The organism is Rhodanobacter ginsengisoli (genome assembly GCF_042657065.1).
Taxonomy (GTDB): domain Bacteria; phylum Pseudomonadota; class Gammaproteobacteria; order Xanthomonadales; family Rhodanobacteraceae; genus Rhodanobacter; species Rhodanobacter ginsengisoli.
In genome coordinates, this window is sequence record NZ_JBHSNF010000001.1 from 1,508,219 (window position 1) to 1,521,518 (window position 13,300).

12 protein-coding genes are annotated in these 13,300 nt (G+C 66.1%); all 12 read left to right on the forward strand.

Features of this window, described 5'->3' with window-relative positions; translation table 11 throughout:
* Positions 1–69 precede the first annotated feature (69 nt).
* The 12 genes from fabD to ACFPPA_RS06970 all read left to right on the forward strand — a co-directional run bounded on the left by fabD (position 70) and on the right by ACFPPA_RS06970 (position 13,062).
* Positions 70–1,017 carry an ACP S-malonyltransferase gene (gene fabD, locus ACFPPA_RS06915; RefSeq protein ID WP_377318582.1) on the forward strand — a complete coding sequence of 316 codons (948 nt, stop codon included), beginning with the start codon at positions 70–72 and terminating at the stop codon, positions 1,015–1,017.
* A gap of 71 nt (positions 1,018–1,088) precedes the next feature.
* Entirely contained in the window at positions 1,089–1,832 is a 744-nt protein-coding gene (fabG, locus tag ACFPPA_RS06920; protein ID WP_377318584.1) for a 3-oxoacyl-ACP reductase FabG, read from the forward strand.
* A 197-nt stretch (positions 1,833–2,029) separates the two neighbouring features.
* On the forward strand, positions 2,030–2,269 hold the full coding sequence (gene acpP / locus ACFPPA_RS06925; RefSeq protein ID WP_007805185.1) for an acyl carrier protein: 240 nt from the start codon (positions 2,030–2,032) through the stop codon (positions 2,267–2,269).
* 282 nt (positions 2,270–2,551) lie between these two features.
* On the forward strand, positions 2,552–3,790 hold the full coding sequence (fabF, locus tag ACFPPA_RS06930) for a beta-ketoacyl-ACP synthase II (protein WP_377318586.1): 1,239 nt from the start codon (positions 2,552–2,554) through the stop codon (positions 3,788–3,790).
* Between the two features lie 2 nt (positions 3,791–3,792).
* Positions 3,793–5,142 (forward strand): aminodeoxychorismate synthase component I, encoded by a 1,350-nt coding sequence (locus ACFPPA_RS06935; RefSeq protein ID WP_377318588.1) that lies wholly within the window; start codon positions 3,793–3,795, stop codon positions 5,140–5,142.
* The gene (gene pabC, locus ACFPPA_RS06940) at positions 5,142–5,969 is read left to right on the forward strand and encodes an aminodeoxychorismate lyase (RefSeq protein ID WP_377318590.1); all 828 of its coding nucleotides are present in this window, start codon (positions 5,142–5,144) and stop codon (positions 5,967–5,969) included. Before ACFPPA_RS06935 ends, pabC begins: the two co-directional genes overlap by 1 nt.
* A complete protein-coding gene (gene mltG / locus ACFPPA_RS06945) occupies positions 5,966–7,003 on the forward strand; it encodes an endolytic transglycosylase MltG (RefSeq protein WP_377318592.1) in 1,038 nt (345 codons plus the stop codon). Before pabC ends, mltG begins: the two co-directional genes overlap by 4 nt.
* Positions 7,000–7,641, forward strand: coding sequence for a dTMP kinase (tmk, locus tag ACFPPA_RS06950; RefSeq protein ID WP_377318594.1), 642 nt, complete (start codon positions 7,000–7,002; stop codon positions 7,639–7,641). Before mltG ends, tmk begins: the two co-directional genes overlap by 4 nt.
* On the forward strand, positions 7,638–8,573 hold the full coding sequence (holB, locus tag ACFPPA_RS06955; protein WP_377318596.1) for a DNA polymerase III subunit delta': 936 nt from the start codon (positions 7,638–7,640) through the stop codon (positions 8,571–8,573). Before tmk ends, holB begins: the two co-directional genes overlap by 4 nt.
* Positions 8,573–9,535, forward strand: a complete 963-nt coding sequence (locus ACFPPA_RS06960; RefSeq protein WP_377318598.1) for a PIG-L deacetylase family protein — start codon at positions 8,573–8,575, stop codon at positions 9,533–9,535. Before holB ends, ACFPPA_RS06960 begins: the two co-directional genes overlap by 1 nt.
* A 183-nt stretch (positions 9,536–9,718) precedes the next feature.
* Positions 9,719–12,598: a putative bifunctional diguanylate cyclase/phosphodiesterase gene (locus tag ACFPPA_RS06965; protein ID WP_377318600.1), complete on the forward strand. Its 2,880-nt coding sequence runs from the start codon at positions 9,719–9,721 to the stop codon at positions 12,596–12,598.
* Positions 12,599–12,708: 110 nt separating this feature from the next.
* Entirely contained in the window at positions 12,709–13,062 is a 354-nt protein-coding gene (locus ACFPPA_RS06970) for a PilZ domain-containing protein (protein WP_377318602.1), read from the forward strand.
* Positions 13,063–13,300: the final 238 nt, after the last annotated feature.

Here is a 13,300-nt window from a genome sequence, read left to right on the forward strand (position 1 = left end):
GGAATACAGCTGCGTATGGGCGGGGATGCTGGCACCATGGCCGCTTTAGTCGATGGAGTCCGCGTGTCCATGAGTTCAACTTCTGCTTCGCTCGCTTTCGTTTTCCCCGGTCAGGGCTCGCAGTCGGTCGGCATGCTGGCCGAACTGGCTGCCGCGCATGCCGAAGTCGGGGCGACGTTCGAAGAGGCTTCGCAAGGCGCCGGACTCGATTTGTGGGCGCTGAGTTCGCTGGGGCCGGAAGACCAGCTCAACCGTACCGAAAATACCCAGCCGGCACTGCTGGCGGCCAGCGTGGCGGTGTGGCGCGTATGGCAAAAGCTGGGCGGCGCGCAGCCGGCGCAACTGTCCGGACACAGTCTGGGCGAATACAGCGCGCTGGTCTGCGCCGGTGCACTGTCGCTGCATGATGCGGCAGCGCTGGTGGCCGAGCGCGGCCGGCTGATGCAGGCGGCCGTCCCGGCCGGGGTGGGCGCGATGGCGGCGATCCTCGGGGGAGACGATGCCCAGATCGCCGCCGTGTGCGAGGAAGTGGCGCAAGGGCAGGTGGTTTCGCCGGCCAATTTCAATTCCCCCGGCCAGTTGGTGATTGCCGGCCATGCGCAGGCGGTGGATCGCGCACTGGCGAGGCTTGCCGAATTGGGCGTGAAGAAGGCCATTCGCCTGGCTGTTTCGGTGCCATCGCATTGTGCCTTGATGCGCGAGGCGGCGGATCGTCTGGGCGAGCGGATGGCCTCGCTGGACTGGCGGTTGCCGTCGATCCCGGTGCTGCAGAATGCCGAGGCGCGTACCTACGGCGATCTCGACGATATCCGCGGTGCGCTGCAGCGACAGTTGTATCTGCCGGTGCGCTGGACCGAATGCGTGCAGGCGTTGGCCGCCGGTGGTGCCACCCGGATCGCCGAGTGCGGTCCGGGCAAGGTACTGAGCGGCCTGGTCAAGCGCATCGACAGGAGTCTCGATGCGCGTGCCATCGGTACCCCGGTCGATCTGGACGCGGTCTGTGCCGAATGGGCGTGAGCCGGCCGTTCGTTTCCGGATCCGACGTTCACATTTTCTGATTTTCCCGATTCCCGAAGGAACCACTACAGATGAGCAACCCACTGCAAGGTGAAATCGCGCTGGTCACCGGCGCCAGTCGCGGCATTGGTGCGGCGATCGCCGACGAGCTGGCGGCGATGGGCGCCACCGTGATCGGCACGGCGACCAGTGAAGCCGGTGCCGTCGCGATCGGCGAACGGCTGGCAGCGCAGGGCGGTCATGGCCGTGTGCTGGATGTCACCGACGGCGCGGCGGTCGATGCGCTGATCGACGCGGTCGCAAAGCAGTTCGGCGCGATCTCGATCCTGATCAACAACGCCGGCATCACCCGCGATCAGCTGTTGATGCGCATGCGCGAAGAGGACTGGAACATCATCCTCGACACCAACCTGAGCTCGGTCTACCGCACTTCGAAGGCGGTGATGCGCGGGATGATGAAGGCGCGCAAGGGCCGCATCATCTCGATCGCCTCGGTGATCGGGCTGACCGGCAATCCGGGACAGTCCAACTATGCCGCGGCCAAAGCCGGCGTCATCGCCTTCTCCAAGTCGCTGGCGCGCGAGATCGGATCCCGCGGGATCACCGTCAACGTGGTCGCGCCGGGCTTCATCGACACCGACATGACCCGCGCGCTGCCGGAGGAATCGAAGCAGGCGCTGCTGGGGCAGATCGCGCTGGGTCGGCTCGGCGAGGTGGCCGATATCGCCAAGGCGGTGGGATTCCTCGCTTCCCCGGCCGCGGCCTACATCACCGGCGAGACCCTGCACGTCAACGGTGGCATGTACATGCCGTAACGCTTGTGCAGGTAGTTGTCGCCAGCGGACTCGTTTTAGGCGACAATTGCGCTTTCGCGCCGGGTTACCGGGACCTTGTCCTGGTATCACCGGCGAATCGTGGCGGCCTCGCGGTTTAGCCACTACAATGCCGCCGGCCTTTTGCAGGCATCCCGCCGGCACAGACAAACATTTACTCCTTGAGAGGTATGGGCAACATGAGCACCATCGAAGAGCGCGTGAAGAAAATCGTCATAGAGCAGTTGGGCGTGAAAGAGGATGAAGTCACGGCGAACGCTTCGTTCGTGGACGATCTTGGCGCAGATTCGCTGGACACGGTGGAACTGGTGATGGCGCTCGAGGAAGAGTTCGAGACCGAGATTCCCGATGAGGATGCCGAGAAGATCACCACCGTTCAGCAGGCTGTTGACTATATCAAGGCCCATTCCAAGGATTGATTGGTACGGTATGGATTGATCCTGGCTTGATTGTCTCGGGCTCGGTTGATTCAAGATTGATCGCGACATGTCGCATTGGCAGGCTCCGCGCTGGCCAGCCGGTTCATGTGGCGATATCGAACGCTGCGCCTTCTTGGCGCAGTTTTCGTTTCTGCATTTTGTAACGTCCGACCCCGTATGGTGTACGGGGTGTGTCCCTGCCGATTGGGATGACGTATTTGCGATCCGCGTCGCGAAAGCAGCCGCCGACGACGGATTTACGGAATCACGAAGGAAGACAGCATGAGCAAGCGTCGAGTAGTAGTCACCGGCATGGGTATCATTTCGCCGGTCGGCAACGACATCGCCACCGCCTGGGAGCGTGTTCTCAAGGGTGAGAGCGGTATCGGGCCGGTCACCCATTTCGATACCTCCGCCTATTCCACGCGCATTGCAGGCCAGGTCAGCGGCTTCGATCCATCGCAATGGATGCCGCTCAAGGACGTCAAGAAGATGGATCCGTTCATCCATTACGGCGTCGCGGCGGGCACGCAGGCCCTGCGTGATTCCGGGCTGGAAGTGACCGAGGCGAATGCGCCGCGCATCGGCGTGGCGGTCGGCGCCGGCATCGGCGGGCTGTACACGATCGAAGCCACCACGCTCGAACTGGCCGCGAAGGGACCGCGTCGGGTCTCGCCGTTCTACGTGCCAAGCTCGATCATCAACATGGTGTCGGGTCAGTTGTCGATCATGTTCGGCCTGAAGGGGCCGAACATCGCCTGCGTCACCGCCTGCACCACGGCCACCCACAACATCGGTCTGGCCGCACGGATGATCCAGTACGGCGATGCCGATGCGATGATCGCCGGCGGCACCGAGTTCGCCACCACCGGCACCGCGATGGCCGGGTTCTGTTCGGCCAAGGCGATGTCCACCCGCAACGATGACCCGACCCGGGCCAGCCGGCCATGGGACAAGGACCGCGACGGCTTCGTGCTGTCCGACGGCGCCGGGGTGCTGATGCTGGAAGAGTACGAGCACGCCAAGGCGCGCGGTGCGCGGATCTACGCCGAGCTGGCGGGCTTCGGCATGAGCGGCGACGCCTTCCACATGACCGCACCGAGCGAGGGTGGCGAAGGCGCGGCGCGTTGCATGCAGAGCACGCTGGACGACGCCCGCATCGCCCCGACCGAGGTGCAATACGTCAACGCCCACGGTACCTCGACCCCGCTCGGCGACCTGGGTGAGGTGATGGCCGCGAAGAAGGTCTTCGGCGACCATGCCTACAAGCTGGCGATGAGCTCGACCAAGTCGACCACCGGGCATCTGCTCGGTGCGGCCGGCGGCGTCGAGGCGATCTTCACGATCCTGGCGTTGCGCGATCAGGTACTGCCGCCGACGATCAACCTGGATGAGCCGAGCGAAGGCTGTGATCTGGACTTCGTGGCGAACACGGCGCGCGAGGCGAAGCTCGACGTGGCGATTTCCAACTCGTTCGGTTTTGGCGGCACCAACGGCACGCTGGCATTCCGTCGCGTCTGAGCGTGACCTGCCATCGCCGTGTCCTGAGCGGCCGGCGCGACTTGCTCGCGCCGGCCGCAGCGTTTCCGGAACGCTATCCTTGCCTGCTGGAAAGCGTGGTGCGCGGTACCGCGCAGTCGCGCTACGACATCCTGTTTGCGTTCCCGGGCGATCGGCTCACCCTGCATGGCGATGGCCAGCTGGAGGATGCTTCGGGGCAGTTGCCCGGGGAACGCTTTCTCGATGCGCTGGATGCCGCCTGGCAGGCCGGGCGATTGCCGCCGGCCGATGACGAACTGCCATTCCACGGCGGCTGGGTGCTGCTGCTGGCTTACGAGCTGGCTGGAGAAATCGAGCCGACGCTGAAGTTGTCGGCACCCTCCGTGTTGCCGGTGGCGCTGGCCGTGCGCTGCCCGGCCGCGGTGATCGTCGACCATGCAAGCGACTGCACGATCCTGGTCGCCGAAGCGGGCCACGAGAACCTGCTGGACGCGCTGGAGGCCGATCTTGCCGCCGCACCGCTTGAGATTCCCGCGCTGGCCGCTCCGGTCACCTGGGAGGAGGATGTACCGGAACTCTTCCTGGAGGGGGTGGCACGCATTCACGAGCACCTTTATGCCGGCGACATCTTTCAGGCGAACCTGTCGCGGGCCTGGCGCGCCTGCTATGCGCAGTCGCCCACGCCGGCATCACTGTACGCGCTGCTGCGCCGTGCCAATCCGGCGCCGTTTGCCGGCCTGCTGCAGCAACCGGGGTGGTCGGTGGTGAGCTCCTCGCCGGAGCGACTGGTCGAGGTACGCCGGGGATTGGCACAGACGCGGCCGATCGCCGGCACCCGCCCGCGCCTGCCCGGCGATGACGAACTGGCACGCATCCGCGAGTTGAGCGCGCACCCGAAGGAGCGCGCCGAGCATGTGATGCTGATCGACCTGGAGCGCAACGATCTCGGCCGGGTCTGCGTGCCGGGCACGGTCGAGGTCGACGAGCTGATGGCGGTGGAGAGTTACGCCCACGTTCACCACATTGTCTCCAATGTAAGAGGGCGCCTGCGTGCCGGGGTGACGCCGGGTGAAGTGATCGCGGCGACCTTTCCCGGCGGCACCATCACCGGCTGTCCCAAGGTGCGCTGCATGGAAATCATCGCCGGGCTGGAGCACGCACCGCGTGGTGCCTATACCGGCGCACTGGGCTATCTGGATCGCAATGGTGACCTCGACTTGAACATCCTGATCCGTACCCTGACCCTGGCTGGCAATGAAGTCAGCCTGCGCGCGGGCGCCGGCATCGTTGCCGATTCGGTCGCCGCGAGCGAGCTCGATGAAACCCGCGCCAAGGCGCGCGGCCTGCTGCGTGCGCTGGGAGTACCGGACTGATGACCGTGCGCATGCTGGTCAACGGCGAGCCGGCCGAACAGATCTCGGCGCTGGATCGTGGCCTGGCGTATGGCGATGGCCTGTTTGAAAGCATCCGGCTGGTCGGGGCGGTGGCGCCGTTGTGGTCACGTCACATGCAGCGGCTCGGCGAGGGTTGCGAACGCCTGCGCTTGCCGCTGCCCGATGCGGCGCAGTTGTGGCGCGAGGCGCTGCAGGCGACGCACGACATGCCGCAATCGGTGCTGCGCATCACCATCACCCGCGGCGTGGGCGAGCGCGGCTACGCTGCGCCCGCGACGGTCCGGCCGACGCGGGTGGTCGCGGCATTCGCCCCGCCGCGCATCGCCGAGGAGGCTCATGAGTTCGGCGTGCGCGTGAGGCTGTGCGACATCCGGCTGGCCGAGCAACCGCTGCTTGCCGGGATCAAGCACCTGAACCGGCTCGAGCAAGTCATGGCGCGGGCGGAATGGACTGACCCGGCGATCGCCGAAGGCCTGTTGCGCGATAGCCACGACCGGGTGATTTCGGCGACCATGGCCAACCTGTTCGCGCTGATCGACGGCGTGCTGCTGACACCGGCAGTGGATCGTTGCGGCGTGGCCGGGGTGGCACGTGCCGAAGTGCTCTCGACCTGCCCGCAGGCGAAGGTCGGCGAGTTGTCCCTGGATGCCCTGCTGAGTGCCACGGAAGTCTTTCTCAGTTCGAGCGTACGCGGCATCCTGCCGGTACAGTCGGTGGCCGGGCGGCTCTATGAGCCGGGTGCGCTGACCCGGCAACTGCAGCAACACTGGCGCAATCTGGGATTTTCGATGGAGCAGGGTGGATGAACAACGAACCGATGCGTGGACGGGTGCTGCCGCGCTTGCTGCTGCTGATCGTGCTGCTGGCGGTGGTCGGTGCGCTGTTTTACGGGTGGAATGATTTCAATCGTTTCAGCAGCGCCCCGCTGAACGTGGCCGCGCAGGGCGACAGCGTCGACATCAGCCGCGGCAGCAGCTTCAAGGACATCGTCGCCGAACTGCGCCAGCGCAAGCTGAGCGCGGCCAGCCCGTTGTACTGGCGGTTGCTGGCCGAGCAGATGCATGTGGCCGGCAAGCTGCACGCGGGCGAGTACGCACTCGCGCCGGGCCTCACACCACGCCAGCTGCTCGCCAACATGGCGGCGGGCAAGGTCCTGCAGCGCGATTTCACGATCGTCGACGGCTGGACCTTCAACGAGTTGCGCCAGGCGCTGGCCAGGGCCGAGAAGTTGCGGCACGACAGCGCCGGGCTCGACGATGCCGCGATCATGCAGAAAATCGGTGCCGGCGGCGAGGCACCGGAGGGGCGTTTCCTGCCGGAAACTTACGCGTATGTGAAGGGCGACAGCGACCTGGATATCCTCAAGCGCGCGCATGGCGCCATGGTCAGGACACTGGCTGCGCTGTGGCCGGAACGCGCCCCGGACCTGCCGCTGGCCACGCCGTACGATGCACTGATCCTGGCGTCGATCGTGGAGAAGGAAACCGGCCGGGCCGACGAGCGTGCGCAGATCGCCGGGGTGTTCGTGCGGCGGTTGCGCGACCACATGCTGCTGCAGACCGATCCTAGCGTGATCTACGGCATGGGGGCGAGCTACGCCGGCAATATCCACAAGAGCGATCTCACCACCGACACGCCCTACAACACCTACACCCGTGCCGGCTTGCCGCCCACGCCGATTGCGCTGCCGGGCAAGCCGGCGCTGGAGGCGGCGCTGCATCCGGCGCCCGGCGACGCACTCTATTTCGTCGCCCGTGGCGATGGCGGGCATGTGTTTGCCAGCTCGCTGGAGCAACACAACCGCAACGTCGACTGCTACCAGCGGAAGCGGTGCCGATGATCGCCGGGCAAGGCAAATTCATCAGTCTCGAAGGTGGCGAAGGTGCCGGCAAGAGCACCTTGCTGGCCGGCCTGCGCGATTACCTCGAACAGCACGACATCGCCCTGGTGCAGACCCGCGAACCCGGTGGCACCGGCGTGGGTGAGGCGGTGCGCGCGATCGTGCTCGATCCGGCGCAGCACGGCCTGGCTGCCGAGACCGAGCTGCTGCTGATGTTCGCCTCGCGCGCGCAACTGGTGCGCGAGGTCATCGCGCCGGCCTTGCGTGCGGGACAGTGGGTGCTGTGCGATCGCTACACCGATGCCAGCTATGCCTACCAGGGCGGCGGCCGCGGCCAGCCGCTCGAGCGCATCGCGGAGCTGGAGCGATGGGCCTGCGACGGGCTGAAGCCCGACCTGACCCTGCTGCTCGACCTGCCGGTGGCCACCGGGCGGGCACGTGCCGCCGGGCGCGGTGAGGCCGACCGGATCGAGACCGAGGCCGATGCGTTTTTCGAGCGCGTGCGGGCGACTTATCGCGAACGTGCGGCGGCCGAACCGGAGCGGTTCCGGGTGATCGATGCCAGCCAGTCGCCGGCCGCCGTGTTGCAGGCCGCCACGCGGGCGCTGGCCACGCTGGTGGCGGAGGTGCGTCCATGAGCGGTTTGCCCTGGCATGCCGAGCATTGGGCACGGTTGCAGGCGCGGCGGCAACGCGACGCCCTGGCGCATGCCCTGCTGCTGTGCGGCCCGGCGGGCCTGGGCAAGCGGGCATTCGCGCAGCGCTTCGTGCAGGGATTGTTGTGCACCGAGCCGGCCGAAGGCGACCCGTGCGGGCATTGCCGCAGCTGCCTGCTGATTGCGGCGGGCACGCATCCGGACGTGCTTTCGTTGAGTTTCGGCCTGCGCAAGGACGGCGTGCAGCGCAGCGAGATCGTGGTCGACCAGATTCGCGAACTGTCGGTCCGGCTGGCGATGAGCAGCCAGTTCAGCGGCTGGCAGGTGGTCACCATCGATCCGGCGGATGCGATGAATCCGGCCGCGGCCAACGCGCTGCTGAAGACGCTGGAGGAGCCGGCGGCACAGACCATGCTGATCCTGCTGGCCGACGCGCCGTGGCGGTTGCCGCAGACCATCCGCAGCCGTTGCCAGCGAATTGAGTTCCACCTGCCTGACTCCGCCGTCGCGCTGGCCTGGTTGCGGACGGAAGGGGTACGGGATGCGGAGGCGGCGCTGATTGCCGCCGGCGGCAATCCGGGACTGGCCCGCATCTGGGCGCAGCAGGGTGCGCTGGATCGGCGACAGGAGGTGCGCAAGGATCTGGCGGCGCTCGCCGCGGGCCGCGGTCAGCCGCAGGAAGTGGTCAAGCGCTGGCTGGACAGCGAGCCGGCGCAACGGCTGTGGTTTGCTGCCCAGGCTGCCGCCGACGAAATCCGGGCGCGCGCGACCGAGACGGCCGGGCCGTTGACCAGCGCGATGGATGTCGAGGCACTGGGTCACTGGTACAACGCGGTCAATCGCACCCGAGAAAGCCTGCGCGGGCCGTTGCGCGGCGACCTCCTGCTGCTGGAACTGCTGGCACAGTGGCGTTGATGGCCGTCACCCCGCAGCGCGGCTTGCCGGCGTTTTCAGCGCAGACTCGTCTGTTGGTGGTGGCACCGCATCCGGATGACGAAACCATCGCGACCGGCCTGTTGATCCAGCAGGTGCAGGCGGCCGGTGGCGAGGTCCGGATCCTGCTGCTGACCGCCGGCGACAACAACCCCTGGCCGCAACGCTGGCTGGAGCGGCGCTTGTGGATCGGCGCGGCGGATCGACAGCGATGGGGGCGTCGCCGGCACGCCGAAATACTGCAGGCTCTGGCGTGTCTTGGCGTGCCGCCGCAGTCCTTGCAACTGCTGGGCTGGCCCGATCTCGGCGTGACCGGGATGCTGCTGCGGTCGGGCAGCGACGCGGTGCCGACGCTTGCGGCGGCGATCGAGCAGTTTCAGCCCAGTCTGCTGGCGATGCCCTCCCTGGATGACCGCCATCCCGATCATGGTTCGGCGCACGTGCTGGTGCGGTTGGCCCTGGCCGGCCGGGCGACGCGGCCGACATTGCTGGCGTATCTGGTGCACGGTCATGACCCGGGCACCAGTCCCCTCGAAATCCACGCCACCGACGGGCAATTGGCGAACAAGCGAGCAGCCCTTGCGGCTCATCGCAGCCAGATGGCCCTGAGCGGCAAACGCATGCACCGGTTGGCTGCTCGCCCCGAGCGCTATGCGGTGGTGTCGGAAACCGCGGAAGGGTCCACCGCGAGCTTGCCGTGGCAACCCTGGGCGTGGGTGCGGCCATGGCTGCGCTTGAGCGTGGTCAGCCCGACGGGAGCGCAAACCTGGCGCTGGCGCGACGCACCGTTGCAGCGCGACCGGTCGGGGTCGTTTCAATTGTCGCTCCCGGTCGCGGCGACGGCATGTCCGGGTTTTGCGAGGCTGGCCTTCACCCTGCCTTCGCTGTGGATATTCGACCACTGGGGATGGTGCGCACTGTCCGGTTGCCGGCCGTCTCCCTGACACTGGCCTTGCATAGCCTGATTGACCGAGCTAGCTTGGGACGTGAGGGGAATACGATCACTGCACTACCCATCACCCCATCCTGCCGCGTGGCCTCACCTTTGGCTGGCGGTCGGACAGGTGAGACGGGTGCGCCGGATCAGGGCAGCCGTGAATGGTTTCATCATCTGTCTGGTCTCGTGAATGCACAATCAGGGTCCACATTCGATGCAGGTCAACGCCGGGGCAGTGGCCGCATCCAGCGAAAGCTTCTATGCGGCGCTGTCGGAGATTGGCCAGCTGCTGGTGCGTTCGCTCGAGCCGCTGGAACTCTACGAGGCGATCATCGAGGTACTCGAACGACGCATCGGAGCCTTGCTGGTCATGGTCGGCGAGGTGGATCACGCCACTGGCTGGTTTCGCCGGATCGCCCCGGCCGAGGTGCCCGCCGGCATGCAGGACATCTATCCGGAGCGCCTGCCGTTCGCGGTGGCACAGCCGACGTTCTGGCAGGGCATACCGCAACTGGAATCGGACATCCGCCACGCGCCGGGCCTGGAGATGCACCGGCAGGCGTATGTCCGGCATGGCGTGGTCTCCGTCGTCGCCGTACCCGTGATGAAATTCGGTGAGGTAAGTGCGGCGCTGGTGATCCGTTCGTCCCACGCCAGCTTCTTTTCCACCCAGATGATCGAGTTGCTGCGACAGGCTGGCGCCAGCATCGGCCTGGGGCTCGAGGCACACGCGCAGCGTCGCATGCTGCTGCGGGCGGTGCGCGAAGAGGCACGCCAGCGCCGGGCCTTGCGCCTGCTCAGCGAGATGATCAAGGTGGTCACGCGCAGCACCGATGAGCAGGTCCTGCTGGCCGATAGCTGTGACGTGGCCCATGATGCCGGTGGATATCGTTTCGCCTGGATCGGCCTGCTGGAGGACGATGACCCGGGCGTTCTGCGACTGCGCGCACGCGCCGGTTTTCCGGGGGAGGTCGTCGCGGATCAGCGATGTATCCTGGCCGATCCCGAGCGTCGCGAGGACGCGGCCGTGATCGCCCTGTCGACCGGCCAGCCCAGCATCTGTCACCTGCCGACCGACGTGTCCCGGGACTGGCCCCTGGGTGACAGCATTCCCGACCTGCACGCGATACTCGCGCTGCCCTTGCGGGTGGATGGCGTCATCGTGGGCACCTTCGTCATCGGTGCGACCCAGTCCGAGTCGTTTACGCCGGTCGAGACCCAGGTCTTCCAGGAAATGGCGGTCGAGTTGGGGCTCGGCATGCAGATCCAGCGGGCGCGGGCCGCCCGACGCGTCGCCGAGCAGGATCTGCAATTCAACCTGGAGCACTTTCGCACGATCCTTTCCAACCAGCATGCCGGCCTGCTGGTGATCTCCGACGACGGGGTCGTCAAATTCGTCAATGAGGCGTTCTGTGCCTTGTATGGCTTCGCGCAATCGCCAGCGGATCTCGAAGGCTGCCCGGCATCGACCATCTATGCACGGATCAGGGAGGTCTACGAGGACCCTGACCGCGAGATCGCGCGGGTCAAGGCCATCGTGGACAGGAACGAGCCGGTCAGGGGCGACGAAGTCGCCATCAAGGGTGGGCGCATCTTCCTGCGCGATTTCACCCCGATCAGGATCAACGGAGTCCTGCAGGGACGGATATGGCAGCAGCGCGACATCACCGAGCAGAAAATGCACGAGGCGCGGGTCGAGCGACTGGCCTTCTACGACGTTGTCACCGGCCTGCCGAATCGGCGCCTGCTGTTCGAGTTGCTGGGGCAGGCGCGTGAGCGAGCCGCCAGCGAGGGTTCCCTGCTGGCCATCGGCGTGCTCGACCTCGATCGGTTCAAGAGTGTCAACGACACGATCGGACATGGCGGCGGCGATCATGTGCTGGCCGAAGCTTCGGCGCGAATCCTCGGCATGTTGCGCGAAGCCGATGTGCTGGCCCGCTTTGGCGGCGACGAATTCGCGTTGCTGATCTACGGTCTCGACAGCCGCGAGCAGCTCGACGTGATCAGCCGCTGCATCCTGCAGGCCTTGCGCGCACCGTTCAACCTGATGGATGAGCAGCTCTATCTGTCCGCCAGCATCGGCTGGACCCTGTATCCGCTCGACGCCTCCGACTCCGAAGGTCTGGTGCGGCATGCCGACATGGCCATGTACGCCGCGAAGGAAGAGGGCAAGGATCGCGGCCTGCTGTACGAGCCGGCGATGGAGATGGAGCTGCAGCGGCTGCAGGCGATGCGCGAACGGATCGCCCAGGCCCTGCTGCGGTCCCATCTGCAACTGGTATTCCAGCCGATCGTCTATATCGATGGCCTGGCCGGGTCACAGGGCGTGGCCGGGATGGAGGCGCTGCTGCGGCTCAATGACAGCGGCAAGGAATTGATCGAGCCCGCCAATTTCATGCACGTGCTGGACGACCCGCAACTGGCACGGCCGATCGGCCGCTATGTGCTCGATGAAGCGCTGAGGTACTGCCAGTCATGGCTGCGGGCCGGGGTGTCGATTCCGGTCTCGATCAACATCAGTACCCGCCATCTGCTGCATCCGGCCTTCTTCAATGACATCGATGCGGTGCTGGAAACCTATCCCGATGTGATGGATGTGGGTTTCGGCATCGAGGTGACCGAAACCGGCCCCAGCATGGATCACGCACGCGCCAAGATCGTGATCGAGGAATGCCGCCGGCGGGGCATCCGCGTCGGCCTCGACGATTTCGGGACGGGCTCGGCTTCGCTGAGCCACATCCAGCAGCTCGATATCGAACACATCAAGCTCGACCAGAGCTTCGTGCGCGATATTCTCGATGACGAGCGCAACATGGCGATTGCAGCGGGTGTCATCACCACTGCGCGCATGCTGGCCAAGATGGTCATTGCCGAAGGCGTCGAGACGGCGGAGCAGGGCGATCTGCTGGCCTCGCTGGGCTGTCACCAGTTGCAGGGGTTCTCGATCTCGAGGCCGATGCCGGGCGAAGCAGTGCCGGCGTGGGTGGCCAGTTGGGCGCCGCCGGCATCGTGGGGAAGCCTGGTCAACGAGCGACAGTCGCTGCTGGCCGATCAGCCGGACGGGCGTTGAGGTCGCCGCTTGCGTTCGGGGGGAATGCGGCAACAGTGGTACAGCCGACGCACAACATCTAAGATCATCCTCAATGACCGGACGCTCAGGACGTCCGGCTGGAGCCCAGCATGAAACCCATGGCTGCCCGTCAGGGCATCATTTCATTGAAAATCAAGGACGCAGCCTCGCTGTACAACGCGTACATGCCGTTTCTCCGGCATGGCGGGCTGTTCGCGGCGACGGCACAATCCTATGCGCTGGGTGACGAGGTGGTGCTGCTGGTGACCCTTGCCGAGGAGACCGAGCGGCTGTCGGTGGTCGGCAAGGTGGTCTGGATCAGCCCGGTCGGTGCGCAGGGCAACCGTACCGCCGGCATCGGCATCCATTTCAACGAGTCCAGTGACGCCGAGGCGGCGCGCAGTCGGATCGAGAATATTCTGGCCGGCACGCTGACCTCCGAGCGCGCTACCCACACCATGTGACGCCGCGACCGCCCGGTCGCAAATACATCGGCGTTAATCCGCATCGGATCGGCCGTCAAGGCTTGTTGTACCCAAGCGCACTGATACAATAACCGGATTCGCGAACTCATCTCGCGGAACATCGGGTGCTTGCGGCTTCAGCCGTCCAAGCATGCTCGGGCGGCCCATGGCCGCACGGGCCTGCCGAATCGAAATCGCCGGATCGTGAGTTGGTGGGACTGAAGTCCTCACGGTCACT

Coding starts and splice junctions, on each gene's coding strand:
- acpP (WP_007805185.1), top strand. CDS start 2,030: ATGAGCACCATCGAAGAGCGCGTGAAGAAAATCGTCATAGAGCAGTTG.
- fabG (WP_377318584.1), top strand. CDS start 1,089: ATGAGCAACCCACTGCAAGGTGAAATCGCGCTGGTCACCGGCGCCAGT.
- ACFPPA_RS06965 (WP_377318600.1), top strand. CDS start 9,719: ATGCACAATCAGGGTCCACATTCGATGCAGGTCAACGCCGGGGCAGTG.
- ACFPPA_RS06960 (WP_377318598.1), top strand. CDS start 8,573: ATGGCCGTCACCCCGCAGCGCGGCTTGCCGGCGTTTTCAGCGCAGACT.
- mltG (WP_377318592.1), top strand. CDS start 5,966: ATGAACAACGAACCGATGCGTGGACGGGTGCTGCCGCGCTTGCTGCTG.
- tmk (WP_377318594.1), top strand. CDS start 7,000: ATGATCGCCGGGCAAGGCAAATTCATCAGTCTCGAAGGTGGCGAAGGT.
- ACFPPA_RS06970 (WP_377318602.1), top strand. CDS start 12,709: ATGAAACCCATGGCTGCCCGTCAGGGCATCATTTCATTGAAAATCAAG.
- fabD (WP_377318582.1), top strand. CDS start 70: ATGAGTTCAACTTCTGCTTCGCTCGCTTTCGTTTTCCCCGGTCAGGGC.
- pabC (WP_377318590.1), top strand. CDS start 5,142: ATGACCGTGCGCATGCTGGTCAACGGCGAGCCGGCCGAACAGATCTCG.
- holB (WP_377318596.1), top strand. CDS start 7,638: ATGAGCGGTTTGCCCTGGCATGCCGAGCATTGGGCACGGTTGCAGGCG.
- fabF (WP_377318586.1), top strand. CDS start 2,552: ATGAGCAAGCGTCGAGTAGTAGTCACCGGCATGGGTATCATTTCGCCG.